The 26314-nt window shown below is 65.0% G+C and carries 26 protein-coding genes; 14 read left to right on the forward strand and 12 right to left on the reverse strand.

Annotated elements, in window-relative coordinates:
• Positions 1–80: 80 nt before the first annotated feature.
• Entirely contained in the window at positions 81–1688 is a 1608-nt protein-coding gene (gene murJ, locus IM816_RS12755) for a murein biosynthesis integral membrane protein MurJ (RefSeq protein ID WP_250338367.1), read from the reverse strand.
• Positions 1689–1918: 230 nt separating this feature from the next.
• Between murJ and rpsT the strand changes: the two genes are divergently transcribed.
• The gene (rpsT, locus tag IM816_RS12760; RefSeq protein WP_072321609.1) at positions 1919–2182 is read left to right on the forward strand and encodes a 30S ribosomal protein S20; all 264 of its coding nucleotides are present in this window, start codon (positions 1919–1921) and stop codon (positions 2180–2182) included.
• Between the two features lie 301 nt (positions 2183–2483).
• Here the strand turns inward: rpsT and cgtA are convergent, their stop codons facing one another.
• The 4 genes from cgtA to IM816_RS12780 form a co-directional block, all read right to left on the reverse strand.
• The gene (gene cgtA / locus IM816_RS12765) at positions 2484–3551 is read right to left on the reverse strand and encodes an Obg family GTPase CgtA (protein ID WP_250338368.1); all 1068 of its coding nucleotides are present in this window, start codon (positions 3549–3551) and stop codon (positions 2484–2486) included.
• Positions 3552–3716: 165 nt separating this feature from the next.
• Positions 3717–3974: a 50S ribosomal protein L27 gene (gene rpmA / locus IM816_RS12770; RefSeq protein WP_072321611.1), complete on the reverse strand. Its 258-nt coding sequence runs from the start codon at positions 3972–3974 to the stop codon at positions 3717–3719.
• A gap of 20 nt (positions 3975–3994) precedes the next feature.
• On the reverse strand, positions 3995–4309 hold the full coding sequence (gene rplU, locus IM816_RS12775) for a 50S ribosomal protein L21 (RefSeq protein ID WP_250338369.1): 315 nt from the start codon (positions 4307–4309) through the stop codon (positions 3995–3997).
• Between the two features lie 277 nt (positions 4310–4586).
• Positions 4587–5114, reverse strand: a complete 528-nt coding sequence (locus IM816_RS12780) for a DUF2059 domain-containing protein (RefSeq protein WP_072321613.1) — start codon at positions 5112–5114, stop codon at positions 4587–4589.
• Between the two features lie 202 nt (positions 5115–5316).
• Here IM816_RS12780 and uvrA point away from each other — a divergent pair, with 202 nt between their 5' ends.
• The 4 genes from uvrA (at position 5317) to IM816_RS12800 (ending at position 11274) form a co-directional block, all read left to right on the forward strand.
• A complete protein-coding gene (gene uvrA, locus IM816_RS12785) occupies positions 5317–8274 on the forward strand; it encodes an excinuclease ABC subunit UvrA (protein ID WP_250338370.1) in 2958 nt (985 codons plus the stop codon).
• Positions 8271–8711 (forward strand): acyl-CoA thioesterase, encoded by a 441-nt coding sequence (locus IM816_RS12790; RefSeq protein ID WP_250338371.1) that lies wholly within the window; start codon positions 8271–8273, stop codon positions 8709–8711. The genes uvrA and IM816_RS12790 overlap by 4 nt, the downstream gene beginning before the upstream one ends.
• A 275-nt stretch (positions 8712–8986) precedes the next feature.
• Positions 8987–10447, forward strand: coding sequence for a DUF4139 domain-containing protein (locus IM816_RS12795; RefSeq protein WP_250338372.1), 1461 nt, complete (start codon positions 8987–8989; stop codon positions 10445–10447).
• Positions 10448–10518: 71 nt separating this feature from the next.
• Positions 10519–11274, forward strand: a complete 756-nt coding sequence (locus IM816_RS12800) for an enoyl-CoA hydratase/isomerase family protein (RefSeq protein ID WP_072321617.1) — start codon at positions 10519–10521, stop codon at positions 11272–11274.
• A 471-nt stretch (positions 11275–11745) separates the two neighbouring features.
• On the opposite strand, the gene IM816_RS12805 is transcribed toward IM816_RS12800, so the two are convergent.
• From IM816_RS12805 to IM816_RS18715, 3 genes are all read right to left on the reverse strand, one after another.
• Entirely contained in the window at positions 11746–12660 is a 915-nt protein-coding gene (locus IM816_RS12805) for a Nudix family hydrolase (RefSeq protein ID WP_250338373.1), read from the reverse strand.
• Positions 12660–13148 (reverse strand): dihydrofolate reductase, encoded by a 489-nt coding sequence (locus IM816_RS12810; RefSeq protein ID WP_072321619.1) that lies wholly within the window; start codon positions 13146–13148, stop codon positions 12660–12662. The genes IM816_RS12805 and IM816_RS12810 overlap by 1 nt, the downstream gene beginning before the upstream one ends.
• A gap of 180 nt (positions 13149–13328) precedes the next feature.
• Positions 13329–13457, reverse strand: coding sequence for a hypothetical protein (locus IM816_RS18715; RefSeq protein ID WP_256470168.1), 129 nt, complete (start codon positions 13455–13457; stop codon positions 13329–13331).
• A 201-nt stretch (positions 13458–13658) separates the two neighbouring features.
• Here IM816_RS18715 and IM816_RS12815 point away from each other — a divergent pair, with 201 nt between their 5' ends.
• Positions 13659–14204: a DUF4142 domain-containing protein gene (locus IM816_RS12815; protein WP_250338374.1), complete on the forward strand. Its 546-nt coding sequence runs from the start codon at positions 13659–13661 to the stop codon at positions 14202–14204.
• Between the two features lie 92 nt (positions 14205–14296).
• Here IM816_RS12815 and IM816_RS12820 read toward each other — a convergent pair whose 3' ends face one another.
• The 3 genes from IM816_RS12820 to IM816_RS12830 all read right to left on the reverse strand — a co-directional run bounded on the left by IM816_RS12820 (position 14297) and on the right by IM816_RS12830 (position 18086).
• Positions 14297–14821 carry a cytochrome b gene (locus tag IM816_RS12820; protein WP_250338375.1) on the reverse strand — a complete coding sequence of 175 codons (525 nt, stop codon included), beginning with the start codon at positions 14819–14821 and terminating at the stop codon, positions 14297–14299.
• A 158-nt stretch (positions 14822–14979) separates the two neighbouring features.
• Positions 14980–16359 carry a sigma-54-dependent transcriptional regulator gene (locus IM816_RS12825; RefSeq protein WP_250338376.1) on the reverse strand — a complete coding sequence of 460 codons (1380 nt, stop codon included), beginning with the start codon at positions 16357–16359 and terminating at the stop codon, positions 14980–14982.
• Positions 16356–18086 (reverse strand): sensor histidine kinase, encoded by a 1731-nt coding sequence (locus IM816_RS12830; protein WP_250338377.1) that lies wholly within the window; start codon positions 18084–18086, stop codon positions 16356–16358. Before IM816_RS12830 ends, IM816_RS12825 begins: the two co-directional genes overlap by 4 nt.
• A gap of 144 nt (positions 18087–18230) precedes the next feature.
• Between IM816_RS12830 and IM816_RS12835 the strand changes: the two genes are divergently transcribed.
• The 8 genes from IM816_RS12835 to IM816_RS12870 all read left to right on the forward strand — a co-directional run bounded on the left by IM816_RS12835 (position 18231) and on the right by IM816_RS12870 (position 25329).
• Entirely contained in the window at positions 18231–19331 is a 1101-nt protein-coding gene (locus tag IM816_RS12835; RefSeq protein WP_250338378.1) for a porin, read from the forward strand.
• A 3-nt stretch (positions 19332–19334) separates the two neighbouring features.
• The gene (locus IM816_RS12840) at positions 19335–19796 is read left to right on the forward strand and encodes a type 2 periplasmic-binding domain-containing protein (protein ID WP_250338379.1); all 462 of its coding nucleotides are present in this window, start codon (positions 19335–19337) and stop codon (positions 19794–19796) included.
• A gap of 175 nt (positions 19797–19971) precedes the next feature.
• Positions 19972–20709, forward strand: coding sequence for a thermostable hemolysin (locus tag IM816_RS12845; protein WP_250338380.1), 738 nt, complete (start codon positions 19972–19974; stop codon positions 20707–20709).
• Positions 20709–22199, forward strand: coding sequence for an AMP-binding protein (locus IM816_RS12850; RefSeq protein WP_250338381.1), 1491 nt, complete (start codon positions 20709–20711; stop codon positions 22197–22199). The genes IM816_RS12845 and IM816_RS12850 overlap by 1 nt, the downstream gene beginning before the upstream one ends.
• Positions 22186–22857, forward strand: coding sequence for an iron-containing redox enzyme family protein (locus tag IM816_RS12855; RefSeq protein WP_250338382.1), 672 nt, complete (start codon positions 22186–22188; stop codon positions 22855–22857). The genes IM816_RS12850 and IM816_RS12855 overlap by 14 nt, the downstream gene beginning before the upstream one ends.
• A complete protein-coding gene (locus tag IM816_RS12860; protein WP_250338383.1) occupies positions 22854–23507 on the forward strand; it encodes a tetratricopeptide repeat protein in 654 nt (217 codons plus the stop codon). Before IM816_RS12855 ends, IM816_RS12860 begins: the two co-directional genes overlap by 4 nt.
• Before the next feature lie 2 nt (positions 23508–23509).
• Positions 23510–24319, forward strand: a complete 810-nt coding sequence (locus tag IM816_RS12865; protein ID WP_250338384.1) for an SDR family oxidoreductase — start codon at positions 23510–23512, stop codon at positions 24317–24319.
• Entirely contained in the window at positions 24316–25329 is a 1014-nt protein-coding gene (locus IM816_RS12870) for a glycosyltransferase family 9 protein (RefSeq protein ID WP_250338385.1), read from the forward strand. The genes IM816_RS12865 and IM816_RS12870 overlap by 4 nt, the downstream gene beginning before the upstream one ends.
• Before the next feature lie 5 nt (positions 25330–25334).
• Here IM816_RS12870 and thyA read toward each other — a convergent pair whose 3' ends face one another.
• Positions 25335–26231 carry a thymidylate synthase gene (gene thyA / locus IM816_RS12875; RefSeq protein ID WP_250338386.1) on the reverse strand — a complete coding sequence of 299 codons (897 nt, stop codon included), beginning with the start codon at positions 26229–26231 and terminating at the stop codon, positions 25335–25337.
• Positions 26232–26314 lie beyond the last annotated feature (83 nt).

The following is a 26314-nucleotide window of genomic DNA, read 5'->3' on the forward strand; positions in this document are numbered from 1 at the left end:
GCGGAATAAAAGCCATCGGGCCAGTATAGCGGCCCGGTTGCGCCGCACAATGCGAGTCCAGGCGCCGCGCCTCGGGCACCTCAATGCGCGCGCAGGTCACGCAGCCGGAAGCCTAGCGCGAACAGCGCCACGAGATAGGCGCCGCCACCGGCCGCGACCAGCACCGCCAGGCGACCGACCCGCACCCACTTCTCCACGTCGGTCCACTCCGGCCAGATCCACAGGCCACCGAGCAATACCGCGACCATCACGGCGCATGCGACCGCAAGGCGAACCAGGTGCCGTGCCCAGCCCGGCTGGCGAGCGTACACACCGGCCTTGCCAAGCCAACGCCAGAGCAGCGCCAGGTTGAGGTAACTGGCCAGGGCGCTGGCCATACCCAGCGCCATGTGCAGACCGGGGATCGCGCTGAGCGCCTGCATCCACGACCCCGCCTTCTGCGCCGGGGTCGCCCAAAGGAAGAACAGCAGGGCCAGGAAAGCGACGTTGAAGACCATGTTCGCCACGAGCGAAGCCACGCCTGCACGCACCGGCGTGCGGGTGTCCTTGCGCGCATAGAAGGCCGGCAGCACGACCTTCACCAGCGCAAAGGCCGGCAGGCCGAAACTCAGCGCGGAGATCGACAGCGACGCCATATGCGTGTCGAACGCGGTGAAGCGGCCATGCTGGAAGATCGTCGCCACCAGCGGCGTGGCTAGAATCATCAGCGCAAACATCGCCGGCACGGCGATCAACAGGGTCGTGCGCAGGCCCCAGTCCAGTGCGCGGGAAAACGCGTCCTTGTCGGTCGCCACGTGGTGACGCGACAGCGAGGGAAGAATGACCGTGCCCAACGCCACCCCGAACACGCCCAGCGGCAATTCGAGAAAGCGATCGGCCTGCGACAGCCAGCTCTGCGATCCGGCGATCAACAGCGACGCGATCACCGTGTCGAGAAGGAGGTTGATCTGCGCAACCGACGAGCCGAACAGGGTCGGCACCATCAGACGCATGATCCGGCGCACGTCAGGCGAACCCCAGCCCCAGCGCGGCAGGGCCAGCAGGTCCAACTGCCGCAGTGCAGGAAGTTGGAAGGCCAGTTGCAGGATGCCGGCTACCAGGATCGCCCAGCCCATCGCCATGATCGGCGTGTGCAGCCGCGGAGCCAGCCAGAGCGCACCGGCGATCATGCAAAGGTTGAGGATCACCGGGGTCAGTGCCGGCAGGCCGAAGCGATGGAAGCTGTTGAGCGCGCCACCACTGAGCGCCGTCAGCGACACGAACAGCAGGAACGGAAAGGTCAGCCGCAGCAGGTTCACCGTGAGCCCGAATTTCTCCGGCGTTTCCACCGCGCCTGGGGAGAACAAGGCCGTGACCTGCGGGGCGAAGACGATGCCCAACGCCACCACCACGAGCAGCACGCCGCCCAAGGTGCCCGCCGTGCGCGACATCAGCGCCTTGAGATCCCCGTGCGGACGGGTCTCCTTTACCTCGGTGAACACCGGCACGAAGGCCGTCGAGAACGAGCCCTCGGCGAACAGCCTGCGCATGAAATTCGGTATGCGGAACGCCACCCAGAAGGCGTCGGTGGCGGCGTTGGCACCGAACGAGGCGTTGATCGCCATGTCGCGAACCAGGCCGAGGACGCGCGAGACCATGGTCATGCCGCTGAAGCTGAGCATGCCGCGAAGGAGGCTGGGGGCTTTCATCCGGTCGAAGCTTTCCTGGAGACGATCGAACGGCCCCAAAGGCCGCCGCAAACCCCTAGTTTGACAGCGGCGCCCGGGCGGAGGACAGTCCGTGCCCTGGAGATACCCGGGCAATCGCCCTACCCGCCCCTGGCCGCCGTGCCGGCGTGGGCCTAAGCTATTGACGCGCCCCGCCTTTGGCATCAAAATGGGCGTCTTTTTTAAAACCAACCGAACTCTGGAGCTTTACCTTGGCCAACATCAAGTCCGCGAAGAAGCGTGCGCGTCAGTCGGAGCAGCGCCGTCTGCGCAACGTCAGCGCGCGTTCCATGGTGCGTTCCGCACTGAAGAAGGTCGTCAAGGCGATCGACGCCAAGGATAAGGCTGGCGCCGTCAGCGCCTACGCCGTCGCCGTGCCGGTGATGGATCGTTACGCTGCCCGCGGCCTGATCCACAAGAACAAGGCTGCTCGTCACAAGAGCCGCCTGAACGCGAAGATCCGCGACCTGGCGTAAGCCTGCGCGACATCGCTGTTTGCAAAAAAGCCGGCGCAAGCCGGCTTTTTTGTTGCCCCATACTTAGCCGGACAGTGCTTCGTAGCAACCACCCCACCACACCAGTGAGAAACCAACGAAGCAAAGGTGGGAGCCACCCTGGTGGCGAAAAGCCAACGAAGCGGTGTAGCGGTAAAACCAACCGAACGGTGTAGCGGCGAGGCAGGTCCCGATCGCCACCAGGGTGGCTCCCACCGGCAAGCCCTCCTCGCCGCTATAGCGACTCCCGCAAAGGCGGTCTACAGACAGGGCAAGACCGGCTTTATTCGCCGCGCATGCGCACGTCGTCGGCCGCCTCGGTACGCTCGCGGCGTGCCGCGCGCTCCGCGTCGAAGAACTGCTGGACCTTGAGGCAGACGTCCCAGGTACCGATCTCGCCGGCCGCGGAGACAACGAACCAGGGAGCGGTCCATTCGAGGCGCGCCACGATGTCGTCGACCACCTGCTTCAGCTCGTCTTCGTCGTCGATGACATCGGACTTGTTGATGACCAGCCAGCGCGGCCGCTCGACCAGTTCCGTATCGAAGGCCTGCAGTTCGTGCTCGATGGCACGGACCTGCTCGACCGGATCGGAGCCGTCGATCGGGCGGATATCGACCACGTGCAGCAGGAGGCTCGTGCGCGAGACGTGCCGCAGGAACTGGATACCCAGACCCGCGCCGTCGGCCGCCCCCTCGATGATGCCCGGGATATCGGCGATGACGAAGCTCTGGTCGGTGCCGATGCGCACCACGCCGAGATTCGGATGCAACGTGGTGAACGGATAATCCGCCACGCGCGGCGTCGCCGCCGACACCGCTCGGATAAAGGTGCTCTTGCCGGCATTGGGAAAGCCCAGCAGACCCACGTCGGCCAGCAGGCGCAGCTCCAGCTTGAGATCGCGGACTTCGCCCGGCGTGCCCGGCGTGGACTTGCGCGGCGCGCGGTTCACCGAACTCTTGAAATGGATGTTGCCGAGGCCACCTCGACCACCCTGCGCCACCTTGAGGCGCTGGCCGTGAGCCGTGAGGTCGCCGATGACTTCATCGGTATCCACATTGGTCACCACTGTACCGATCGGCACGCGGACTTCGATGTCCTCGCCACCCTTGCCGTACATCTGGCTGCCCATACCACCCTGCCCGCGCGGCGCCTTGAAGGCACGCATATGACGGAAGTCGACGAGCGTGTTGAGACCCTCATCAGCCACCAGCCACACTGACCCGCCATTGCCGCCGTCGCCGCCGTCTGGGCCGCCGAACGGGATGAACTTCTCTCGACGGAAGCTGACGCAGCCGTTGCCGCCGTCACCGGCCGAGACTCTGATTTGCGCTTCGTCGACGAATTTCATAGGGGAGTAAACCGTGAAGGGTGAACAGTGAACAGTGAACGGTGAACGGTGGGCCGCGAATACCTGCTTTTACGGTTCACGGTTCACTCTTTACGCTTTAACGCTTTACGCATAAACGAAAAGCCCCGCCTATGGCGGGGCCTTCGCTATCGCGTCGAGCGAGACTTACGCCTGGACGACGTCGACGAACTTGCGGCCCTTGTCGCCACGGGTCTTGAACGACACGGTGCCGTCGACCAGGGCGAACAGGGTGTGGTCGCGGCCGAGGCCGACGCCCACGCCAGCGTGGAACTTGGTGCCACGCTGACGAACGATGATGTTACCGGCTTCGACAGCCTGGCCACCGTAGATCTTCACACCGAGGTACTTCGGGTTCGAATCGCGGCCGTTACGGCTGGAACCTACGCCTTTTTTATGTGCCATGACTTATATCCTCCGGCGACTCAGGCGTTGATGCCCGTGATCTCGATTTCGGTGTAGTGCTGACGGTGTCCCTGCGTGCGCTTGTAGTGCTTGCGACGACGGAACTTGACGATGCGGATCTTATCGGCGCGGCCGTGAGCGCGGATCTTCGCGCTGACGGTGGCACCGGCGACCAGCGGGGCGCCAACGGTGATCGACTCGCCTTCGCCGACGAGCAGAACTTCGTCGAACTGAACGGTGGAGTCGACTTCGGCGTTGAGCAGCTCGACGCGCAGGACTTCGCCTGCCATCACGCGATACTGCTTGCCACCGGTCTTGATGACTGCGTAGCTCATGGTGGTTTCCTGATTATGTAGTTCTTCTTGGGGTCTTGCGGGTGTTGCGAATCGCGAATTATAGCGGGAGCCAAAAGGCAAGGTCAATCAGGTGGTTAAGACACACCTGCGCGTCGGCGAGCAAGCCGCGGACAGCCCCATAAAACCTGGGCTCTCAATAGCTTACGGCAATCCCTGGCACAGTACCCCACACCGAGCGCCTGATCCGGCGCAGGATCACCTGTGCGGCAGCCCCAGGGGCGCGCGCAGGGCCGTCCCCGTGCGCACCCCGGGCAGGCTACTTTTTCTTCGCCGGAGCCGCGGGCGCGGCAGCGGGCGCAGGCGCGGGCTTGGCGGCGCCCGTCGCCGGGCACTGGCCCTGCTGGTTCAGGGTGCCCTGCCCCTGCAACTGGGCGATCATCTGCTGGCCACGCTCCTGGCCCCACTGCTTGCCGATCTGCATGCCCTCGGCCATGGTCGCCGGCATCTGCGTGATGACCTTCTGGCCCAGCGGCGAGCGGTAGAACTTGAGCAGGCCGTCGATATCTTCGGCCGTGAAATGCTTCTGGTAGACCGGCACCATGCGGCCGATGAGCTGGTTGGTGGCGTTGGCGTCCACGAAACCCTGCCAGTAGCTCGCCGGTACGCAGGGCAACGCGTTCTGCATCACGCCCGCCATCTGGCTGTTCATCTGACTGAGCATGCGGCCCATACCCACCGCATCCATCAGCTGGCGCACCTGCTGTTCGGTGGGCGGCGCTGCCAGCGCCTGGCCCGCAAAACCCGCCAGCACCAGGCCGGCAGCGATCCCTGTCCACTTACGCATGCGTGTCTTCCTCTTCGGATGAATGGCTTGTCGACCCCTCCCCGGGGCCGGGCCATGGTAGTCGCCATGGGCGCGCGGTGTAAGCCCGCGGGCCGCGGTTCCTACCCCTCATAACAAATGTGATGAACCGTCACAGGTCGACGTCGGATGAACGCCAAAAACCCTTGGTATAGTCATCGGCTTCCCCCATCTACGTCGGCACATGGACAGCATTCGCATCCGCGGCGCCCGCACGCACAATCTCAAGAACATCGACCTCGACCTGCCCCGTGACAAGCTCATTGTCATTACGGGGCTGTCCGGTTCGGGCAAATCCTCGTTGGCCTTCGACACCATCTATGCCGAAGGTCAGCGTCGCTACGTCGAGTCGCTGTCGGCCTATGCCCGACAGTTCCTCTCGATGATGGAAAAGCCCGACGTGGACACGATCGAAGGCCTCTCGCCGGCCATCTCGATCGAGCAGAAGTCGACATCCCACAACCCCCGCTCCACCGTCGGCACGATCACCGAGGTGTACGACTACCTGCGCCTGCTCTATGCGCGCGTCGGCACCCCACGCTGCCCGACCCACGGCATCCCGCTGGAGGCGCAGACCGTCAGTCAGATGGTGGACGCGGCGCTGGCGCTGGACGCCGACAAGCGCTGGATGTTGCTGGCGCCGGTGATCCGCGAGCGCAAGGGCGAGCACGTGCAGGTGTTCGACCAGTTGCGCGCGCAGGGTTTCGTCCGTGCCCGCGTCGATGGCGAGGTCTACGACCTGGATGCCGTGCCGCCGCTGACGCTACGCCAGAAGCACACGATCGAGGCGGTGATCGATCGCTTCCGTCCGCGCGACGACATCAAGCAGCGTCTCGCCGAGTCGTTCGAAACGGCGCTGCGGCTCGGCGACGGCATCGTCATCCTGGTGGACATGGACGATGCCAAGGCGCAGGAGCAACTGTTCTCCTCGCGCTACTCCTGCCCGATGTGCGACTACTCGCTGCCGGAGCTGGAACCGCGCCTGTTCTCGTTCAACTCCCCGGTCGGCGCCTGCCCGACCTGCGACGGCCTGGGCATCACCCAGGTGTTCGATCCGGCGCGTGTCGTGGGTCATCCCGAACTCAGCCTGGCCGGCGGCGCCATCCGCGGCTGGGACCGGCGCAATCCGTACTACTACCAGATGGTGCTTTCGCTGGCGAAGCACTACGGCTTCGACCCGGAAACGCCGTGGCGCCAGTTGCCCAAGTCGGTGCAGAACGCCGTGCTCAACGGTTCCGGCCGTGAACTGATCCCGTTCCGCTACATCACCGACCGCGGCGGCAAGGTCACGCGCGAGCACAAGTTCGAAGGCATCATTCCCAACCTCGAACGTCGCTACCGCGACACCGAGTCCGCGGCCGTGCGCGAGGAACTGGCACGCTACATCGCCGACCACCCGTGTCCGGACTGCGAGGGGCAGCGCCTCAATCCGTCCGCGCGCAACGTGTTCGTCGCCGATCGCGCCATCCCCGAACTGACCTCGCTCGCCATCGACAACGCCCTCGCCTTCTTCGAGAAACTGAAGCTCCCGGGCTGGCGCGGCGAGATCGCCGTGAAGATCGTGAAGGAGATCCGCGAGCGCCTTACGTTCCTCAATGACGTCGGTCTCAACTACCTCACGCTGGATCGCCAGGCGGACTCCCTCTCCGGCGGCGAAGCGCAGCGCATCCGTCTGGCCAGCCAGATCGGTGCTGGCCTCGTCGGCGTGATGTACGTGCTCGACGAGCCGTCGATCGGCCTGCATCAGCGCGACAACGAGCGCCTGCTCGGCACGCTCACGCGCTTGCGCGACCTCGGCAACACGGTGATCGTGGTGGAGCACGACGAGGACGCCATCCGCGCCGCCGATCACATCCTGGACATCGGTCCTGGTGCCGGTGTGCACGGCGGTGCCATCGTCGCCGAAGGCACGCTCGATCAGGTACTCGCCTCGCCCCGCTCGGTCACCGCGAAGTACCTGAGCGGCGAGCGCGGTATCGCGGTACCCGAGAAGCGCCGCGAAGCGCGCGACGATCAGTGGATCGAACTCAAGGGTGCGAGCGGCAACAACCTCAAGGACGTGGACGTCCGCATCCCCGTCGGCGTGTTCACCTGCGTGACCGGCGTGTCCGGCTCGGGCAAGTCCACGCTCATCAACGACACGTTCTATCGCCTCGCCGCCATGCAACTCAACGGTGCGGGCGAGCAGCCGGCGCCGTACGAATCCATCGAAGGCCTCGAGCTGTTCGACAAGGTGGTCGACATCGACCAGTCGCCGATCGGTCGTACGCCGCGCTCCAATCCCGCGACGTACACGGGGCTGTTCACGCCGCTGCGCGAGCTTTACTCGCAGGTGCCGGAAGCGCGCCAGCGCGGCTATACGCCCGGTCGTTTCAGCTTCAATGTGCGCGGTGGACGCTGCGAGGCCTGCGAAGGCGACGGTATGATCAAGGTGGAGATGCACTTCCTCCCCGACGTCTACGTTCCGTGCGACGTGTGCCACGGCAAGCGCTACAACCGCGAAACGTTGGAAGTCCTGTACAAGGGCCACACCATCGCCGACGTGCTCGACATGACCGTCGAGGACGCGTTCAAGCTGTTCGAGAACGTGCCGGTGATCGCGCGTAAGCTGGAAACGCTGCGCGCGGTGGGGCTCGACTACATCAAGCTCGGCCAGAGTGCCACGACGCTCTCCGGTGGCGAGGCGCAGCGCGTGAAGCTGTCGAAGGAACTGTCCAAGCGCGATACGGGCAGCACGCTCTACATCCTCGACGAACCGACCACGGGCCTGCACTTCCACGACATCGAGCAACTGCTCGACGTGCTGCATCAGCTCGTCGAGCATGGCAATACGGTGGTGGTGATCGAGCACAACCTCGACGTCATCAAGACCGCCGACTGGCTGATCGACCTCGGTCCCGAAGGCGGTGCCGGCGGCGGACGCATTCTCGTCAGTGGCACGCCGGAGAAAGTGGCTGCCACGTCCGCCTCGCACACGGGCCGCTTCCTGCTGCCGCACTTGAAACCCGTCAAGGCGACGAAAGCGGCTAAGCCCGCCGCCAAGTCCGCGGCCAAGCCGGCCGCGCGCAGCGCCAGCAAGGCCACGACCACGAAATCCGCCGCCAAGCCGGCGCCTTCCGCGAAAAAGAAAAAGACCGCATGACGACCGAAGCCTCGATCACGCCCGCACCTGTTCCGCTCTTCATCACGCCCATGGATGTGCGCTGGCAGGATCTCGACGCGTACAACCACGTCAACAACGCCAACTACCTCGTCTTTCTGCAGGAAGCGCGACTGAACTGGCTGAAGGACATTCCGGGTGACTGGTACAGCCCGTCCGCCGCGCCGGTCATGGCACACAGCGAACTCAACTACCGCCTGCCGATCGAGTGGCCGGCGGACATCCAGATCGAGCTGTACGTCAACCGGATCGGCAACAGCTCCATGACCATCGGCCACCGCATCGTCGACTCGCAGGACGCCACGCGCATCCATTGCGACGGCAGCATCACCATGGTCTGGATCGACACGAAGAGCGGCCGCCCCGTGCCGCTGCCGCAGGCGATCCGCGACGCCGTAGCGGACGCCACGCGCGCCTGATCCGCCAATCGCCGACAGGTCGGCTCCCACCAGGCATCGGCACCTTGGGTTTGGCAGAAGCGAAGCCGGCTCGATGGGAGCCGAGCCGTAGCCGGGTGGGAGACAACCTTGCCGGCTCAGTGGAAGACCAACTGAGCGATGCCACCTTGCCGGCACAATGGGAGCCGACTTCGCGAGCTTGGTGGGAGCCGACCTGTCGGCGATGAGCCTCGCAGAAGATCGCGAACGTTCACGTCTCCCCGGTATGATCCGCGAGGGTCTACATGGAGAGCATCATGCTGCAACGTTCCCTCGCTCTGGCGATCGCCTGCGCCGTCGCCCTGCCCGCCTTCGCGGCCGATGAGCGCACCGCGCTCACGCTGTACCGCGCCAACGGCGATCAACTGTTCTCCACGGGCGGCGACGCCGTTTCCAGCGATGGCTACGCCATCGTCCACGAGCGACGGACCTTCGACCTCAAGGGCGGCACGCAGGACCTCAGCATCGACGGTCTGCCGGCCGCGCTCGACAGCGAAGCCTTGTCGTTGCGCTTTCCCGGCAAGGATGCCCGCGTCGCCTCGCAGCGGCTGCTGCTCGGGCAGGGCTTCGACGGTGCCGTCGCCGGACTGATCGGTCGCAACGTCAGCGTCATCGGCGACAGTGGGCAACCCATCGCCAGCGGCACGCTCGTTCGTGGCGGCGACGCGCTCGTCGTCCGCGATGCCAGCGGGCAGGCCACGCTGGTGCGCCAGTACGCAGCGCTCAAGGCCGCCGACACCAGCGACTTCGCCCGGGGTTCGACGCTGCAGGTGCGCGTCATCGGCGGCAGCGCGGGCCGCGCGAACGCACAGCTCGATTACCCCACCTCTGGCCTCGGCTGGCGTGGCGCCTATGTCGCCACGCTGGTGCCCGGCAATGCCTGTCGCATGACCTTCGACGCTGCGGCGAGCATCGCCAACCGCAGTGGACGCGACTGGAAGGACGTATCGCTCAAACTCGTCGCCGGTGATGCGCGGCGCGCCAAGGCACCGCCGCAGGCGCCTCAGGCACGTATGGCCAAGGATAGGATGTTCGCGTTCGAAGCAGCCTCGTCCAATCCCATGCCATCCACACTCGGCGACCTGCGCACTTACGCACTGCCCACCGCTGTCGACCTGCCCGATGGCAGCGTGACGCAAACCCCGCTCTACGATCGCCAGACGCTCGACTGCGAACGCGAAGCGGTCTACGAAACGGGCGGCAGCTGGTTCCCACCCCAGCCAAACCTCGATCGGCAGATGATGGGGTCGCCCGACGGCACGCCGATCGTGTCGAATCTGCGCTTCAAGGCTTTCGATGCCCTGCCCGCGGGCTACGTCCGCGTGCTGACCACCGATCGCGACGGCAATGCCGAGCTGCTGGGTGAAGGTCACATCGACGATACGCCGAAGAACAAGGACACCAACGTGTCCCTGGGCAACGCCTTCGATCTGACGGCGACCCGCGAGCAGACGGCCTTTACGGCGGATACCAGCGCGCATCGTATCGACGAAGCTTTCCGCATCGTCCTTACCAATGCCGGTGACTCCGCCCGCACGATCACGGTCCGCGAACACCCGAACCGCTGGCGCGCGTGGACGGTCACGTCGTCGTCCGTGAAGCCGACGAAGGTGTCGCCGGAACGCCTGGAGTTCAAGATCGACGTGCCCGCGCATGGCAGCGCCACGCTGGACTACGCCGTGCGCTATACCTGGGTGGACGCCGATCTTCCCAAATAACGTGACCCGGTAAGGGCGCTACACCACGCGCGGCGCCCTTGCCGATCCTCTCTTCCAACGGAACCACGCCCATGCTCGACATCCTTCCGCACGACGGTGGCATCCACGAGATCCGCATGGCGCGGCCTCCGGTCAACGCGCTCACCATCGACCTCGTTCGCGCCCTGCGTGAAGCCATCACCGAAGCGCCCGCCAACGGCGCGCGCGGCATCGTGGTTTCCGGTGCGCAGGGCATGTTCTCCGCGGGCGTGGACGTACCCGCCCTGCTCCAATGCGATCGCGCAGGCGTGGAAGCGTTCTGGAACGAGTTCTTCGCGCTGTGCGGTGCCATCGCTGTGTCGAGCGTGCCGACGGTCGCCGCCATCACCGGGCACAGCCCCGCAGGCGGCGCCGTGATCTCGCTGTTCTTCGACTATCGCGTGATGGCGCACGGCGTCTACAAGATCGGCCTCAACGAGGTGCAGGTCGGCATGTCGGTGCCCGATCCGATCCAGTTCGCCATGCGCCGCATCGTCGGCGCTTATCGCGCGGAGCGGCTGATCGTCGCCGGTGCCATGGTCGATGCGGAGCAGGCGCACGCCATCGGTCTGGTGGACGAACTGGCCACCGTCGAGCAGGTCGTGACGCGTGCCGTGCTCTGGCTCAACGATCTGCTGAAACTTCCGCCGAACGCCATGCTGCGCACGCGCGCCATGGCGCGTGCCGATCTCGTGTCGGTATGGGGTGACACCACGAATCTTCTCGATCCCCGCTTCATCGACGATTTCTTCGCCGACGAAACCCAGTCCGTGCTCCACGCGCTCGTCGCCCGGTTGAAGTCACGCTAAATAAAGGTTCATCGCGCATTACCGGGGAAGGTTTTTCTCGCTGTTGCCGTTGACGACCCGCTTCGTCGGTTTGGCTCGCCTTTTGGCCTCGCATCGGCGCCTGTGCCGCTTCGGGTAGCCTGATGTCGTTGAGCTGGGGCTGTGGATTGCCTTGGCGATCGTTAGCGTGGATTCGATGGACGTCTCTGCCTTCGCGATCACTACGGTGAGGTGGCGCAGCGCTGCGGCTCTCCCGACACGCGACCTCAGTCATCGTGGGAGTCTTCGGTGTCCCCCTCGATGCGAGTTTCCGCACAAGAGAGCGGCCAAGGCTCTGGCCTCGTCGCACGAGCTAGCGGTAGCTCCAGCCGCTGGACACATGCAGTCACGCGGCGAAGGAATCGACGTATGCAGACAGCGCCCCGCACTTCCGCGATGAACCTAAATAAAGCGTGGCATGACGGTCCCGACGCGCGCGTCGGGACTGCGGGATCACGAGATGCCCGCGATGCCTTGCGCCGCGTGCATGCGCGCTTCGCCGAGATCGTCGGCGCCCACGCCACCAAGCGCGTACACCGGCAACGACGCGGCCTCCGCCAGACGGGCAAAACGCGGCCAGCCCAGTGGCTCGTAGCCCGATGCACTCCCGGCCAACACCGGCGACAACGTGGCGAAGTCGCACCCAAGGCGAACCGCATGGGCCAGATCGTCGGCATCGTGGCAGGACGCTGCCACCAGCATGCCCAGCGGCAACGGCCGTTCCGTCCATGCACGAAGCTGCGACGAATCCAGATGCACGCCCACGCTCAACGCTGCGGCGCCTTCGACATCGCCGTAAAGCAGCACGTGCGCGCCATGTCGGCGTACCTCGGCCAGCGCACCGGCGACCACGCTTCGGACGACGTCGTCGGGATGGCCAGGCAGATGCACCTGCATGAGGCGCTCGCCGCGTGCCAGCGTCTCCCCGATCCACTCGCTTACCCGATCCGGTGTGGCTCCCGCGGGAGAGACCATGTAATGCAGCGGTAGACGCAGTGCGGCAAGGATCGGTCGATCGGCGGGCGCCAGCATGGCCGGATCGATCGATGCGGGATCGCGCCATGCGATGGCGGCGGCATCCAGTGCTTTCGGCTCGCCCGTCCACGCACGCACGACCATCGCCTCCAGCAACATCGCGCGTTCGCCGTAGCGCCATGGGATGCGGATCAAGGCTTCGAACGTATGCGGATCGACCGCGATACCGAGTTCCTCGTCGAGCTCCCGTTCCAGCGCCGACACGGCGGATTCGCCCGACTCCAGCTTGCCTCCCGGAAACTCCCACAGGCCCGCCAGGTGCTTGCCCGGCGGACGCTGCGCAATGAGTACCCTGCCGTTGCCGTCGACGAGGACGCCGGCAACCACGTGCATCAAACGTTCCTGACGTATTCGACCATGTCGAATGCGTGCTTGTGCTCTGCGTCCACGCCATGGTGCACGCGGGACACCTCGGTCCATTCCTTGAAGTCGATGCCGGGGAAGAACACGTCGGCGCCATCCACGGCCGCATAGACCCATGTGAGGTACAGCGTGCGCGCGTACGGAAGTGCTTCGCGGAAGACCTCGCCGCCGCCGATCACCATCAGTCCCGTGTGACCGCAGCTCGCCTGGGCCTCCTGGATCGAGCGAACGGTCACCTGGCCGGGAAAGGGCGCCTCGCCCTTCCGAGTCAGCACGTAGTTCTTGCGATCCGGCAACGGCTTGCCGATCGACTCGGCGGTTTTGCGCCCCATCAGAACGGCGCGATCGAGGGTGAGTTTCTTGAAGTACTTCAGGTCGTCGGGGAGATGCCAGGGCAACCCGCCCTGCTTGCCGATGGCAAAGTTTTCGTCGAGCGCGGCAACCAGGTGAACGGCCATGGAACTTCCTTAGCGGGTGAGTTGAAACGATCGGGCAGCGTGGCCCTGCGCTGCGGATAGTAGCCTCATGCGCGCGCGGTGGAAAATCGCAGGTTTCCACGAAACCCCACCAGACGAAGACGGGCGCCCTCCTTCCGGAAGGCGCCCGTACCGATGGATCAACATGCGGTAGCGAATGGTCTAGCCGTGATCCTCGTCGTCATGTTCCTGCTGTGGGGATTCCGGTGACGTCGGCTTTTTCTCTACACGGTCTTTGGCGGACTGGTCGTATTCGCGAGGGTTATGGGTTGGCACGTCGTCTTTGCTCACGGCTGTCTCCTCGATGTATGGGTCTCCACGGTGCCGTCGTGCCGGTGGACGCCATCGCCCGCCAAGGTGAAGCCAGCCACACAAATGTGAAAAACAGGAATGGTTTTTCCTGTTGATCCAGGTTGCACGCGCCGTTCATGCCGCCGATGCGACACCTTGGTTTCCCAGGCGCGTCGCGCCCAAGCCACGGAGCCACCCACCATGAACCGCATGCCCCGCCGTCTTCTCGCCGCAGCTCTCGCCACCGCCGTCATCCTTCCCGGCGCCGCCTTCGCTCAGGATGCCGCCTCCGCCTCGAGCGGGCATGCAGCGGCCGACGCCGCCTTCGTGAAGCAAGCCAGCGCCGCAGGCCTTGCCGAAGTCACCCTGGGACAGCTCGGCGCATCGCAGGGCAACTCGGCGGATGTGAAGCAGTTCGGCCAGCAGATGGTTACCGACCACACCAAGGCCAACGACGAACTCAAGTCCATCGCCAGCGGCAAGAACCTGACCGTCGCGTCCGCGCCGATGCCCGCCGACGAAAAGGCCGCCGCTGCGCTCGGCAAGAAGTCGGGCGACGCGTTCGACCAGGCCTTCGCCAAGAAGATGGTCGCCGACCACCAGAAGGCGGTCGCGCTGTTCACGAAGGAATCCACCAGCGGCAAGGACCCGGAACTCAAGGCCTTTGCGACGAAGACACTGCCGACGCTCAAGGACCACCTCGAGATGGCGAAGAAGCTTCCCGGAGCCGCGGGTGGCAGCAAGTAAGCTCGCCTAGGCGTTAGCGAAAAAATCCACGGTCACGACAGCCGTCACGAGACGACGTCGTGGCCGTGGATGGCCGTAGGCCGAAACGCGCATCAGACCATTCGGCGCAGCGTATTGTCGCGACGAATGAAGTGATGCCAGAGCGACGCAAGAATGTGGGCGCCGATCACCCAGTAGAAGATTTCCCCTAGCGTCTCGTGTACCTCGCCAACGGCCTCCCGTGCCGCCGGGTCAGGAGCCACGATCGACGGAAGCGACCAGCCGCCCCAGGGCAGGGTCACGAGCTCGCCCGCATAGTTGACCTGAAGGATGCCGAGCACCGGCTGCACGAGCAGGAACGCATACAACGCCAGATGCGTTATCTGGGCGACCACCTTCGTCACCTTGCCGGCCGTCGGCACGATAGGCGGAACCGTACCCGAGAGCCGCGCAAGCATGCGCGGAATCAGCAGGACCAGCACCGCGAGTCCTGCCAGGTAATGCCATCGCATCATCGCCGATGCACCCTCGCTGTCGTCGCTCAGATCGACGAACACATAGGCCGCCACGATGGCGACGACGGTCAGCCAGTGCGTCCAACGGGAAAGTGATCCGTATCGATTAGCGGAGCGATGCATGGGGGTGTTCCATGGTCGTAGGGGTGTGGGAGCGCGGCGGCGGACCTGTATGCCCTGCCGCGTAAACGTCCACACACAGCTTTACCCCTCGGCCCCACCGGATGCTTGATCTCGATCAAGCCACCCTCGCGTAGTCGGACCGTCGGTTCGGCAGACGCTCAGGTCAAGCCATACCGCTTGATCTTGTACCAGAGCGCGCGCTCGCTGATCTTGAGCAAGCGGGCGGCGGCGGCCTTATTGCCGCCGGCCTGAAGCAGCGCCTCATGGATGAGATGGCGCTCGAGCTCGTCCACATGCGGGCGCAAGGCCAGGGAGTCGGGAGCACGCGACGCCGGCTTCGGGTCGGCGCCAGGCTCCTTGGCAACGGCGGGCAGCGGGCCGAGCCCCACGGGCAGGTGCGCGACGGTAATCAGGTCGCCGCGGCACAGCACCATGGCACGCTCGATGAGGTTTTCCAGCTCTCGGACGTTTCCCGGCCACGCATAACCTTCCAGGATCGCCATGGCATCGGACGAGATCCGCGGCGGCGTCCTACTGAGTTCGACCGAATATTTGTGCACGAAATACTCGACGAGCAGCGGAATGTCGCCATGCCTGTCCCGCAGCAAGGGCACGTCGACGCGAACCACGTTGAGCCGGAAATAGAGGTCGCGCCGCAGCAGGCCCGCATCCACCGACTGCTGCGGGTCGCGATTGGTGGCCGCGACGACGCGCAGGTCCACCGGCGTGACGGCGTTGCCGCCCACTTTTTCGATGACGCCTTCCTGCAACACGCGAAGCAGCTTTGCCTGGAGACCGATCGGCATTTCCGTGATCTCGTCGAGGAACAGCGTGCCGCCGCTCGCCAATTCGCACTTGCCGACACGGTCGCGCAAGGCGCCCGTAAACGCACCCTTCACGTGACCGAACAATTCGCTTTCGAGCAGTTCGGCGGGAATCGCTGCGCAATTGATCGGCACAAAGAGGCCGCTGCGTCCCGACGCGACGTGGAGCGCACGCGCCACCAGTTCCTTGCCGGTGCCGGTTTCGCCGACGATGAAGACACTGCTGCGCGTCGGCGCCACTTGCTTGAGCAGGTCGTAGAGGTCCTGCATGGGCTTGCTCGTGCCCACGAAGTCGCCCCATCCACGGGACATCTCTTCCTTCAGGAAGCGATTCTCCCGCTGCACGACCTGCATCGTCAGTGCACGGCTCACCGCCATTTCGATGGTTTCCATCTCGAACGGACGGATGATGTAATCGGCCGCGCCGATCTTCATCGCGGCCACGGCGGTCTCTATCGTGCCGTAGGCGGTCATCACGATCACCGGGATGTCGTTGTCCGCTTCCCGCAGTGCGCGCAGCAGCCCTATGCCGTCGAGGCGGGGCATGCGCAGATCCGTCAGCACCAGATCGAACGACCCGGTGTCGAGCATGGCCAATGCCTCCTGGCCGTCGCCCGCCTGCTCCACCTCGTGTCCCAGAGATCTCAGGGAGAGTTCCAGGATGCGACGCATCTTCGCTTCGTTGTCCACCACCAGGATACGTTTCGCTGTCATGTCTCGGGTTCTTGATGGGGGAAACGCAGGTTGAAGGAGGCGCCGCCCCAGGCGCTTTCGCCCACGGAAAGCGTGCCGCCATGCGCATGGACGATCTGCTGCACGATGGTGAGACCCAGGCCCACGCCCCCTTCCCGACGACTGAAGAAGGGATCGAAGATCCGCTGACGCAGTTCCGGCGGCACGCCGGGCCCGTCGTCGGCGACGCTGACCCATAACGCATCTTCGTCGCTGTGCGTACTGACGCGGATATGGCCCCCCTCGCCCACGAAGGACAAGGCATTGAGGATGAGGTTCAGGAAAACCTGCATCATCTGCTCCCTGTCACAGCGGAGCACGACGTCGCCACCATCGGACTGCCGCGACAAGGAGACTCCCGCGCGCTCCGCACGCGATTCGAGCAGGCCGATGACGCTGTCGACGATCTCCAGCAGATCATGCGACATGAAGTCCGGGGGATTCGGCCGGGCGCATTCCAGCAGCAGGGTCACCAGGCGGTTCAGTCGCTCGGTCTCGCTGAAGATGAATCCGATCAGCTCGCGCTGCCTGTCGTCGAGATCCGCCTGTCTTTGCAGCAACTGTGCGGCGCTGCGCAAGATGCCCATGGGTGTGCGCACCTCGTGCGCCATGATCGCTGCCATCTCGCCTACCACGGCCAACTTGCCCGCGCGGACGATTTGCTCTCGCGACTGCTCGAGTGCCTGGATCATTTCCATATAGGCGCGATGCAGTTCGTCGACTTCGGCGGTCGCGCGCGACGGCATGGCCGGAAGCGAAGACTCTCCCTGGCGGAAGCCTCGTGTGAACGCGGTCAACGCGACGATGGGGGACGCAATGCGATCGGCGACGCGTGATGAAATCCACAGCCCTGTCAGAAGGACCACGAGCAGCACGCCGAGCATGGCCCAGAGCAGGGTCCAGATAGGCCCGAAGGAGACCGAGGTCGGCTCGATCATGAGGACATGCCAGCCCAGGCCCTCGAAAGGCGGCGAGCCGCTGGACGTAGCGGCACCGACGAGCAGGTCACCATGCCCCAGCGCGGCGCCGTCCTGGATGTACGAAGCCGACCCCGCCCGCGGCAGCCGCCAACCTTCCAGGTGCAGCCGGGACAGTTCCGTTCGACGACGCAGATCGTCGGAGGCGCCTAGCACCTGGCCGTCGCTCCCTGCCAACACGAGGCTGCGCGTGCCATGGTTGACGGCAGTGTCGAGCAGGTGCTGCACGGCACGCCAGTCGAGGAACGCGTAGAGGTAGCCAATCGTGCCTTCGCCGAAGGCATTGGCGATGGGACTGCGCAGAACGATGGCGCTCGTGGCACCGGACTGGGACGCCAATGCCAGCGAGATCGTATCGAGACCCTGGCCCGGTACGGTACGCCACCCCGAAAGGCGCGGCGCCTCGCGACCGATGTACGAGGGATCGCTCGAGGCGACGACGTGCCCCTGGGCATCGGTGCACAGCAGCACGTCGTAGACCGTGTCCTGTCCGGCGCGCAGGTTCGCCAGAAAGTTCGACAGGCGCTTGTCGACGTCCTTCACCCGGATGTCCTGCATCACCTCCAGGCCTCGCCACACGCGCATGTTCTCGACATGCGCAAAGAGAAAGGTGTCGATGCGCTGCATCATGGCCGTGGCGCCGAAACGGAGGTTGCCGGCGATTTCGGACTGCAGGGCGCTGCGGAACTGAAAGAACGACAACGCGCCGACCACGATCATCGTGCCGAGCATGGTCCATAAAAGGAGCCGGAATAGGGCCGATCGAGTCGTCAAGGCGGGTCAGCTTTGCGGATGCCGCCATCAGTGTCGCAGAATCGGGCGCGGCCTATGCCATCCTTCACCTCCACGCGTTTCGTCCCCGGAAAGGTATCTCCCATGAGCCGGTACCCATGTCGTGCCCTGGGTCTGGGCGTGATCGCTCTCCTGGCGTTCCTCTGCGGCGCGCCACCGTCGTTCGCGGCGGATCCTGTGGACGAACACGCCTGGCAGCCCGCCCCCTACACCCTGGGCCAGGGACTCTACTTCCCGGCCCTCGGGCTCCGGATCGGCGGATACGCCGATGTCCACTACTTCGACCTGGACGGCTCACGCAGCGAGTCGAGCCTTCGCGACGTGAGCCTCTTCGTCACCAAGGACATCGGTAGCCGCTGGCAACTCTTCACCGAACTGGCGATGTCGCGCACGGTCAACGTGGCCGGCGCGAGCAACAATGGCGGCGACGCCGAAGTGGATGTGGAACGGCTGTATGCCGATTTTCACGCCAGCCCCGCCGTCACGTTCCGTTTCGGCAAGTTCCTGACGCCGATCGGCGAATGGAACCTGGTACACGCCGATCCCTTGACCTGGACGGTCTCCCGCCCGCTATCGACCTCGGCAGCGTTCGCCCGCCACGCCACGGGCGCCATGGCGTTCGGTACGGTCAGCGTCCAGGGCCGCGATCTCGACTACTGGGTGTTCGCCGACGACAGCCAGAACCTGGGACTGGGCCAGGACGCCGACGATGCGTTTACCGACTACACCGGGGACCGCAGCCCTCGAAACAACTTTCGCCACGCAGTGGGCGGCCGCGTGCTGTACCACTTGGCGGGCGACAGCATCAACGTGGGAGCGTCGTTCGTCAGCTACCAGTTGGAACAGCCGCGTCACGATTACCAACTGGCCGGCATCGACTTCACCTGGACGACGCGGTATCTGGAGCTGACCGGCGAGGCGATCTACCGCTCGGGTCCGTCACAGCTCTCCGACGAGCGTGGAGGCTTCATCGAGGCAGGCGTCCCAATCGCCCCACGGCTTTACGTCATCGGCCGCGTGGAGCGATATCACACCTCCATCCCCGAAACGACCACGACCGTCCGTACTGCGGGCATCAACTACCGGCCCATTCCCGGACTGGTGCTGAAGGTGGAACACCGCAACGGGCGCGGTGGCGATATCGTGCCCGCGGGCTGGCTGGCGTCCGTGTCGGTGTTGTTCTGAGCCATGCGAACCGGCAGACGCGTCGCGCTATGTTTCCTGGGCCTCCTGGCCGCGGGACAACAGGCATGGGCGGCGCAGGTGCAGATCGCCGTCATAACGGCACCTGCCGAACCGCATCTTTCGTTCGATCGCGACACCCTGCGCAACGTCTATCTCAAGCGCATCTTCGTGGACGCCGAAGGTACCAAGCTCACGCCGGTGAACCTTCCGCCGGGCACCCCCGTGCGTGATGCCTTCTCGCGCACGGTCGTACGCATGTCGGACGAACGGATGCAGGATTACTGGGACAAGCAGTACTTCCAGGGCGTCAGTCCCCCTTATGTCCTTGGGTCGGACGAAGCCGTGGTCAGGTTCGTCGCGACCACGCCCGGGGCCGTCGGCTATGTCGCGTCGTGTCATGTCGATGCGAGCGTCCACGTCGTGATGCTGCTGCCGTGGACGGGCGCGACGTCGACCTGCCCGTAACAGGCTGCGGCCTGGTCGATCCGACATTTCTTGCAGACATTTCCTGCGCACTGCAACGGATGCAGCCCCCGATATTGCCGTAATTGTTTCGTTATCTCCCACGTTATCAATGAGATGCGTCGTTGGCACGGTTCTCGCTCTATGAGGGTCAGTCCCCCCATCGCGAGCGATGCCCATGTCCGACTCCCTGTCGCCCTCCCCGTCCGACCCCTGCGTACTGGACACGGTCGAGCCACTGCTCGCCGAGCTTCGCAGTCCGGTACAGGTGAACGTCCTGCATGCGCAGCATCCTGACCGCCCCTCGGCCGAGACCTTCGTCAAGCACGTATTCGCACGCCGCTACGGTGCCGACGTACGGAGCTTTCATCCGACCCTGCTGAGCTTCCACGAACAAGCGAATCATCGTGCAGTCGTCGGCTTTCGCGGCGGTCACGATGGCGAACTGTTTTCCGAGCAATACCTTCCCGACACGGCACCGCGGATGATCTCGGATCGCCTGGGGGTGCAGATCGACCGCGACGAACTCGTCGAAGTCGGCCATCTCGCGCTAGAACATCCGGGCGACGCGCGCTGGGTCATCGCCGCCGCGACGCAGCACCTGCATGCGCGCGGTTACCGCTGGGTGCTTTTCACGGCAACGAGGGCACTGGTCAACGCCTTCCAGCGGCTAGGGCTTCACCCGATCGAGCTGGCGACCGCACACGCCTCCCGCCTTGCCGACGGCGGTCAGCACTGGGGCGACTACTACCGCACCCGGCCCGTCGTCTGCGCGGGCAACATCGAATCCGGCCACCGAAAGCTGCATCGGCACGTCGGCCCGGCGCAGCCGTGGCTTCGCGCCCTGCTACGTGAAAGCCGCGAGACCGCCGCGTCCGGCGTCTTCATGCGCGCCTCGACTTGCGGGGTGGAGTGATGCGCAACGTCTTGAAGCAGATGGCGCGACATGCGCTCACCCAGCCCGAAACAATCGCGCTGGCGGATGACGACACCACGCTGACCTACCGCGATCTCAGCCGTGCCATCAGCGACCTGGGTGCCCAAATCGCGGCCGAGCGCGTCGCCGTCATGATGGACAACAGCGTGGCGTGGGCCGTAGTGGATCTCACCATTGCCGCGTGCGGCGCGGTCTCGATACCCGTGCCCGCGTTCTTCAGCGATGCGCAGATCGAGCATCTGCTCTCGGACGCGGCACCGGATCTGCTCATCAGCGATCGTCCGACGCCGCCGGCAGTGCTGTCGCGCACGCGCTACCGCAAGACGATCAGCGTCGCCGGAACGGAACTGCATCTTCTCGCCCTGGAGCCAGGACACCCCAGGACGCTACCGTCCGACACAGGCAAGATTACCTACACCTCGGGCACCACCGGCCAGCCGAAGGGTGTGTGCATTTCCTATGCGGCGATGGATCGCGTCACCGAGTCGCTGGCGGATGCAGCATCCGCGCAAGCGGGCGACCGCAGCCTCACCGTGCTGCCGTTGTCGACGTTGCTTGCGAACATCGGCGGTATCTACGTGCCGCTCAGCCGCGGCGCGACCGCCCTGCTCCCCGCCATGGGGCGCTGCGGGTTCAGTGGATCGAGCGCGGTGCAACCGCAAGCGTTCCTCGGCGCGTTTCACCGCTTCGCGCCGACGGCAACCATCCTTGTTCCGCAGTTGCTGAAGCTTCTCGTCGAATGTGTCCAGGCCGGGAATCCCCTTCCACCCACGCTGCGTTTCGTCGCCGTCGGCGGCGCGCCGTGTTCCGCACCGCTGATCCTTCGCGCGAGAGCGCTGGGCATACCGGTATTCGAGGGGTACGGCCTGTCGGAAGCCACGTCGGTCATAAGCATGAACCGACCCGGTCGCGAACGACCGGGCAGCGTCGGCGTCCCGCTGCCTCACGCAAAGGTACGCATTGCGGACGACGGCGAGATCATCGTCTCCGGCGCGCTCTTCGGCGGCTATCTCGGACAGTACGGACCGCCCATCGACGCGTGGCATACCGGGGATACCGGCTGGCTCGATGCCGACGGCTTTCTTTACGTCAGCGGCCGTAAGAAGACGGCGTTCGCCACAGCGTTCGGACGCAACGTGTCTCCGGAGTGGGTCGAGAGCGAACTGGTCGCGACCCGTGCCGTTCTCCAGGCGGCCGTGTTCGGAGAAGGACGCGACTACAACGTTGCCGTGATCGTGCCGGCACCCGGCGTCTCTCCCGGCCAGATCGACGACGCCATCGAGACCGCCAATGCGCGGCTTCCCGACTACGCCCGCGTCCGCTCCTGGTGCGCGGCGGCGGCCCCCTTCAGTCCCCGCGACGGACTCGCCAGACCCAGCGGCGCGCTGGACAGGCAAGCCATCGCCACCCGTTACGCCACTCCGCTCGAAGCCCTTTACGAAAGAGAAGCTCCGCATGTCCACTCATGATCGTCTTGTGCGCGAAACCGAAGCGAGCCGACAGGCATTCCTGTCCATTCCCATCATCCAACGCGCGCTCGGCGGCGACGTCAACCGGAACGAATACACGGCCTTCCTGAGTCAGGCCTACCAGCACGTACGACAGACCGTCCCGCTCATGATGGGCATGGGCTACCACCTGCCCGAACGCCTTCGTTGGATGCTGCCCGCCGTAGCCGAATACATCGAGGAAGAGATCGGCCACGACGAGTGGATCCTCGACGACCTGCAGGCATGTGGCGAAGACCCGGAGGCGATTCGCCGTGCGCCTCCCCTGCGCTCCACCGAGTTGATGATCGCCTACGCCCACGACGGCATAGCGCGAGGCAATCCGGTGTCGTTCCTGGGCATGGTCTTCGTTCTCGAAGGCGTCAGCGTGGCGCTTGCCACGCGTGCCGCTGCCACGCTGCAAGTGGCGCTCGGACTGCCGAAGTCCGCGTTCCGCTATCTGGCGTCGCATGGCGCCCTCGATGTCGATCACGTGGGTTTCTATGAAAGCCTCGTCGACCGGCTGGATACCGAAGAGGACCGCCAGGTTCTCATTCACGCCGCGAACCGCTTCTACGCGCTGTATGGCGACATCTTCCGCGAGCTGGACCACCGCCCTTCCGAAGGAGACACCCCATGACCCTTTTCCGTTCGCTGACGGCCACGTTCGCCTGGGCGTGTCTGGCGCTCGTTCCTTCGCTTTCTCATGCCGACGATGTGGATGCGGCCATCAAGACCCTCAGCCAGGATTGGTCGCGCGTCACTTACACCCTGCCCAAGGCACAGCAGGACGACGCGTATGACGCGCTCGAATCGCGCGGTGCGGCCTTGATCGCACAGTACCCTCAGCGTGCCGAACCGCGCGTCTGGCAAGCCATCATTCTGTCGACGCATGCCGGCGAGCACGGAGGGTTGGGCGCGCTCGGCATGGCGAAACATGCGCGCGACCTGCTGCAGGAGGCCGAGAAGATCCAGCCGGACGTCCTGCATGGCTCCATCTACACCACGCTGGGCAGCCTCTATTACCAGGTACCCGGCTGGCCGGTGGGTTTCGGCGACAAGGACAAGGCCCGCACCCTGCTGCAAAAGGCATTGCAGATCGATCCCGACGGCATCGATCCCAACTACTTCTACGCCGACTTCCTCTACAAGACGGGCGACAAGGCGGGCGCCATGGAGCACTTGAAGAAAGCTCTCGCGGCGGCGCCTCGGCCCGATCGGGAGCTGGCCGACAAGGGCCGCCGGGCGCAGGTGCAGAAGCTGATCGACACCATCGACGCGGAGAAATGACGATGAGCCTCGATCTCCGCTCCAAACGCATTCTTCTCACGGGTGCCGCCGGCGGCATCGGCCGCGAACTTGCCGAAGCACTCGCCGCGAAAGGCGCAAGACTGGGATTGCTCGGTCGCACCGACGCGTCAGTGGCGAGCCTCGACCATCTCGTGGCGACACAGCGCCTGGATGCCATTGTCATCCAGGCGGACCTGACCGATGCAGCCGCGCGCAAAGCCGCCGTGTGGCGCATGGTTCAGGCCTACGGCGGCCTGGACGTCCTCATCAATCTGGCGGGCGTGCTCGACTTTCGTTTCTTCGACGAAGCCGACGCGAGCGCCATCACGCGGGCACTACAGGTCAACGTCGAAGCACCCATGCAGATGGCTCGCGAGGTGCTTCCGGCGATGCTGGGACGCGGCTCGGGTCGCATCGTCAACGTGGGCTCCACGTTTGGAAGCATCGGCTATCCGGGTTTCGCCGCGTACTCCGCCAGCAAGTTTGCATTGCGCGGGTTTTCGCAGGCACTTCGCCGGGAACTGCACGGCACGGGCGTCGGCGTCACCTACGTCGCGCCACGCGCCGTCCGCACGGCGTTCAATCCTCCTGCCGTGCACCTCATGGCCGAGCGCAGGCTCATGCACATGGACGAACCGTCATGGGTCGCGGCGCGCATCGTGCGCGCTATCGAGAACGAGCGGAACGAAGCCTACCTCGGCTTTCCCGAAAGCCTGTTCGCCCGCCTCAACGGCGTCCTTCCGTCGCTGGTCGATGGCGCGCTGAAGAAGGCGCTTCCTGGGCTCACCCGCTACGCGAGGGGCATACCTTGAGCACCCCGCACGTCCCCATTCGTCATGGGATCTACCGCATTCTCGTCTGCCGCCCGAACCATCGGCTGGGCAACACGTTATTGCTGACACCTCTCATCACGGAACTGCAGACGCTGTATCCGGGAGCGGAGATCGACATTGTGAGCGAAGGCGACATCGCTCACGACGTGTTCAAGGAATGGTTCAACGTGAAGCAGGTGTTCTGCCTGCCCCGCCGAGGATTCAAGCATCCGCTGGCTTTCCTGCGCATGCTCTCCCGGATCAGGCGCACCCGGTACGATCTCGTCGTCGATCCCAACGTGGGCTCCGGTTTCGCCAGGACGCTGACACGGCTATCGCGTGGACGATACAAGCTCGGGTTCAGCGACACGCCGACGAAAGCGCTCACGCATGCCGCGCCACGAGAGCTTGCAGGACGCCACATGGCGCTCCGCCCCATCCATCTGCTGCGCTGGGCATTCGGCGCGGCCGCCTCCTACCGCTATCCACCTTTGGCCATCCATCTGAACGAGGAGGAGCGCACCGAGGGACGCAACGTCGTCGCAGCGCTTGCCGCCGCCCAGCGTGCCAAGGGAGAGAACGGCCTTCGCATCGGCATCTTCGGCAACGCGACGGGTGCCAAGCGCTACACGACGGACTGGTGGGCGGATTTCATGGCGACGCTGTGCGAAGCCCATCCCACCGCGTCGATCATCGAGATGATCCCCGCTCACGGGCAATCCATGCTGCGCGAGAAATGGCCCGGCTACTACTCGTCGGACATCCGTCGCATGGCGGCCGTACTGGCGGGCCTGGACCTGTTCATCACCGCCGACTGTGGAGTCATGCATCTGGGCGCGGCAGCGGGCGTGACGACCATTGGGCTTTTTCGCGTCACCGCCATGGCCGTCTATGCGCCCTACGGCGGGCACAACGCCGGCGTCAACACCGGCGATTGCTCCGGCGGCGAGACCGCGCGACACGTGCTCGGCATGATTGCCACCACGCTCGGCTACCGCCGATGCGGCTAACGTCCCTACACCGCGACGTCCGCCTTGATGGCAGGGTGCGGCGTGTAACCGGATAGTTCGAAATCGTCGATGCGGTAGTCATCGATGCTCGCCGCGTTGCCGACGAGTTTCAGTGTCGGCAACGCGCGTGGCTCGCGGGTCAGCTGCAATCGCGCCTGGTCGAGGTGGTTGAGGTAGAGGTGGACGTCGCCCCCGACCCAAACGAATTCGCCGAGTTCCAGCTGCGCCTGCTGTGCCACCATCAGCATCAAGGCCACGGCCCCTACCCAGTTGAACGGCGCGCCCAGCAGCAGATCGCAACTGCGCTGGTACATCATCAGGCTCAGCTTGCCGTCGGTGCTGACGTGGAACTGGTAGACCATGTGGCATGGCGGGAGGGCCATGCTGGAAATGTCCGCCACGTTCCAGGCGTGGAAAAGCATGCGCCGGCTGTACGGATTGTTGCGCAGCGTCTCGATCAGTGCCTGGATCTGGTCGTGCACGACGCCATCGGCGCCTTGCCAGCGACGCCATTGTTTCCCGTAGACAGGACCGAGATCGCCCCAGGTTTCCGCGAAGCGTTCGTCATCGAGGATGCGCTGCTCGAACGCCTCCTGCGAGAGCTCTTCCTCGGTTTCACGACGAAATCTGGCGAGCGGCCAATCCGTCCAGATCCTTACGCCCTCTTTCAGTAGCGGGCGGATATTCGTCTGCCCGCTGAGAAACCAGAGCATCTCCTTGACCGCCAGCTTCCAGTGCACCTTTTTCGTCGTGAGTACGGGAAACTCGCCACGGCTCAGGTCGAAACGCGCGAACGCACCGAACACGGAAAGCGTGCCCACCCCGGTCCTGTCGATGCGCTTGTCGCCCTGTTCCAGGACGCGCGACATGAGATCAAGGTACTGGAACTCGGGATGGCGCATGGCAGAAGACCTGGCGGTGGTACCCCCGCGGCAGCATCCAACGGCCGCAGGAGTGAGTTAGGGTTGCAGGCGGCCCGCGTGAC

The sequence above is a fragment of the Luteibacter flocculans genome (assembly GCF_023612255.1).
Lineage (GTDB): Bacteria > Pseudomonadota > Gammaproteobacteria > Xanthomonadales > Rhodanobacteraceae > Luteibacter > Luteibacter flocculans.

What these genes read in the sequence shown, in the direction of transcription:
- IM816_RS12805 (WP_250338373.1), bottom strand. Translation starts at nt 12,660, where the DNA reads ATGCACGTGGTTGCCGGCGTCCTCGTCGACGGCAACGGCAGGGTACTC.
- thyA (WP_250338386.1), bottom strand. Translation starts at nt 26,231, where the DNA reads ATGCGCCATCCCGAGTTCCAGTACCTTGATCTCATGTCGCGCGTCCTG.
- uvrA (WP_250338370.1), top strand. Translation starts at nt 5,317, where the DNA reads ATGGACAGCATTCGCATCCGCGGCGCCCGCACGCACAATCTCAAGAAC.
- IM816_RS12790 (WP_250338371.1), top strand. Translation starts at nt 8,271, where the DNA reads ATGACGACCGAAGCCTCGATCACGCCCGCACCTGTTCCGCTCTTCATC.
- IM816_RS12860 (WP_250338383.1), top strand. Translation starts at nt 22,854, where the DNA reads ATGACCCTTTTCCGTTCGCTGACGGCCACGTTCGCCTGGGCGTGTCTG.
- murJ (WP_250338367.1), bottom strand. Translation starts at nt 1,688, where the DNA reads ATGAAAGCCCCCAGCCTCCTTCGCGGCATGCTCAGCTTCAGCGGCATG.
- IM816_RS12850 (WP_250338381.1), top strand. Translation starts at nt 20,709, where the DNA reads ATGCGCAACGTCTTGAAGCAGATGGCGCGACATGCGCTCACCCAGCCC.
- IM816_RS12815 (WP_250338374.1), top strand. Translation starts at nt 13,659, where the DNA reads ATGAACCGCATGCCCCGCCGTCTTCTCGCCGCAGCTCTCGCCACCGCC.
- IM816_RS12840 (WP_250338379.1), top strand. Translation starts at nt 19,335, where the DNA reads ATGCGAACCGGCAGACGCGTCGCGCTATGTTTCCTGGGCCTCCTGGCC.
- IM816_RS12835 (WP_250338378.1), top strand. Translation starts at nt 18,231, where the DNA reads ATGAGCCGGTACCCATGTCGTGCCCTGGGTCTGGGCGTGATCGCTCTC.
- IM816_RS12800 (WP_072321617.1), top strand. Translation starts at nt 10,519, where the DNA reads ATGCTCGACATCCTTCCGCACGACGGTGGCATCCACGAGATCCGCATG.
- IM816_RS12810 (WP_072321619.1), bottom strand. Translation starts at nt 13,148, where the DNA reads ATGGCCGTTCACCTGGTTGCCGCGCTCGACGAAAACTTTGCCATCGGC.
- rpmA (WP_072321611.1), bottom strand. Translation starts at nt 3,974, where the DNA reads ATGGCACATAAAAAAGGCGTAGGTTCCAGCCGTAACGGCCGCGATTCG.
- IM816_RS12845 (WP_250338380.1), top strand. Translation starts at nt 19,972, where the DNA reads ATGTCCGACTCCCTGTCGCCCTCCCCGTCCGACCCCTGCGTACTGGAC.
- cgtA (WP_250338368.1), bottom strand. Translation starts at nt 3,551, where the DNA reads ATGAAATTCGTCGACGAAGCGCAAATCAGAGTCTCGGCCGGTGACGGC.
- IM816_RS12855 (WP_250338382.1), top strand. Translation starts at nt 22,186, where the DNA reads ATGTCCACTCATGATCGTCTTGTGCGCGAAACCGAAGCGAGCCGACAG.
- IM816_RS12780 (WP_072321613.1), bottom strand. Translation starts at nt 5,114, where the DNA reads ATGCGTAAGTGGACAGGGATCGCTGCCGGCCTGGTGCTGGCGGGTTTT.
- IM816_RS12830 (WP_250338377.1), bottom strand. Translation starts at nt 18,086, where the DNA reads ATGCTCGGCACGATGATCGTGGTCGGCGCGTTGTCGTTCTTTCAGTTC.
- rplU (WP_250338369.1), bottom strand. Translation starts at nt 4,309, where the DNA reads ATGAGCTACGCAGTCATCAAGACCGGTGGCAAGCAGTATCGCGTGATG.
- IM816_RS12795 (WP_250338372.1), top strand. Translation starts at nt 8,987, where the DNA reads ATGCTGCAACGTTCCCTCGCTCTGGCGATCGCCTGCGCCGTCGCCCTG.
- IM816_RS12820 (WP_250338375.1), bottom strand. Translation starts at nt 14,821, where the DNA reads ATGCATCGCTCCGCTAATCGATACGGATCACTTTCCCGTTGGACGCAC.
- IM816_RS12865 (WP_250338384.1), top strand. Translation starts at nt 23,510, where the DNA reads ATGAGCCTCGATCTCCGCTCCAAACGCATTCTTCTCACGGGTGCCGCC.
- IM816_RS12825 (WP_250338376.1), bottom strand. Translation starts at nt 16,359, where the DNA reads ATGACAGCGAAACGTATCCTGGTGGTGGACAACGAAGCGAAGATGCGT.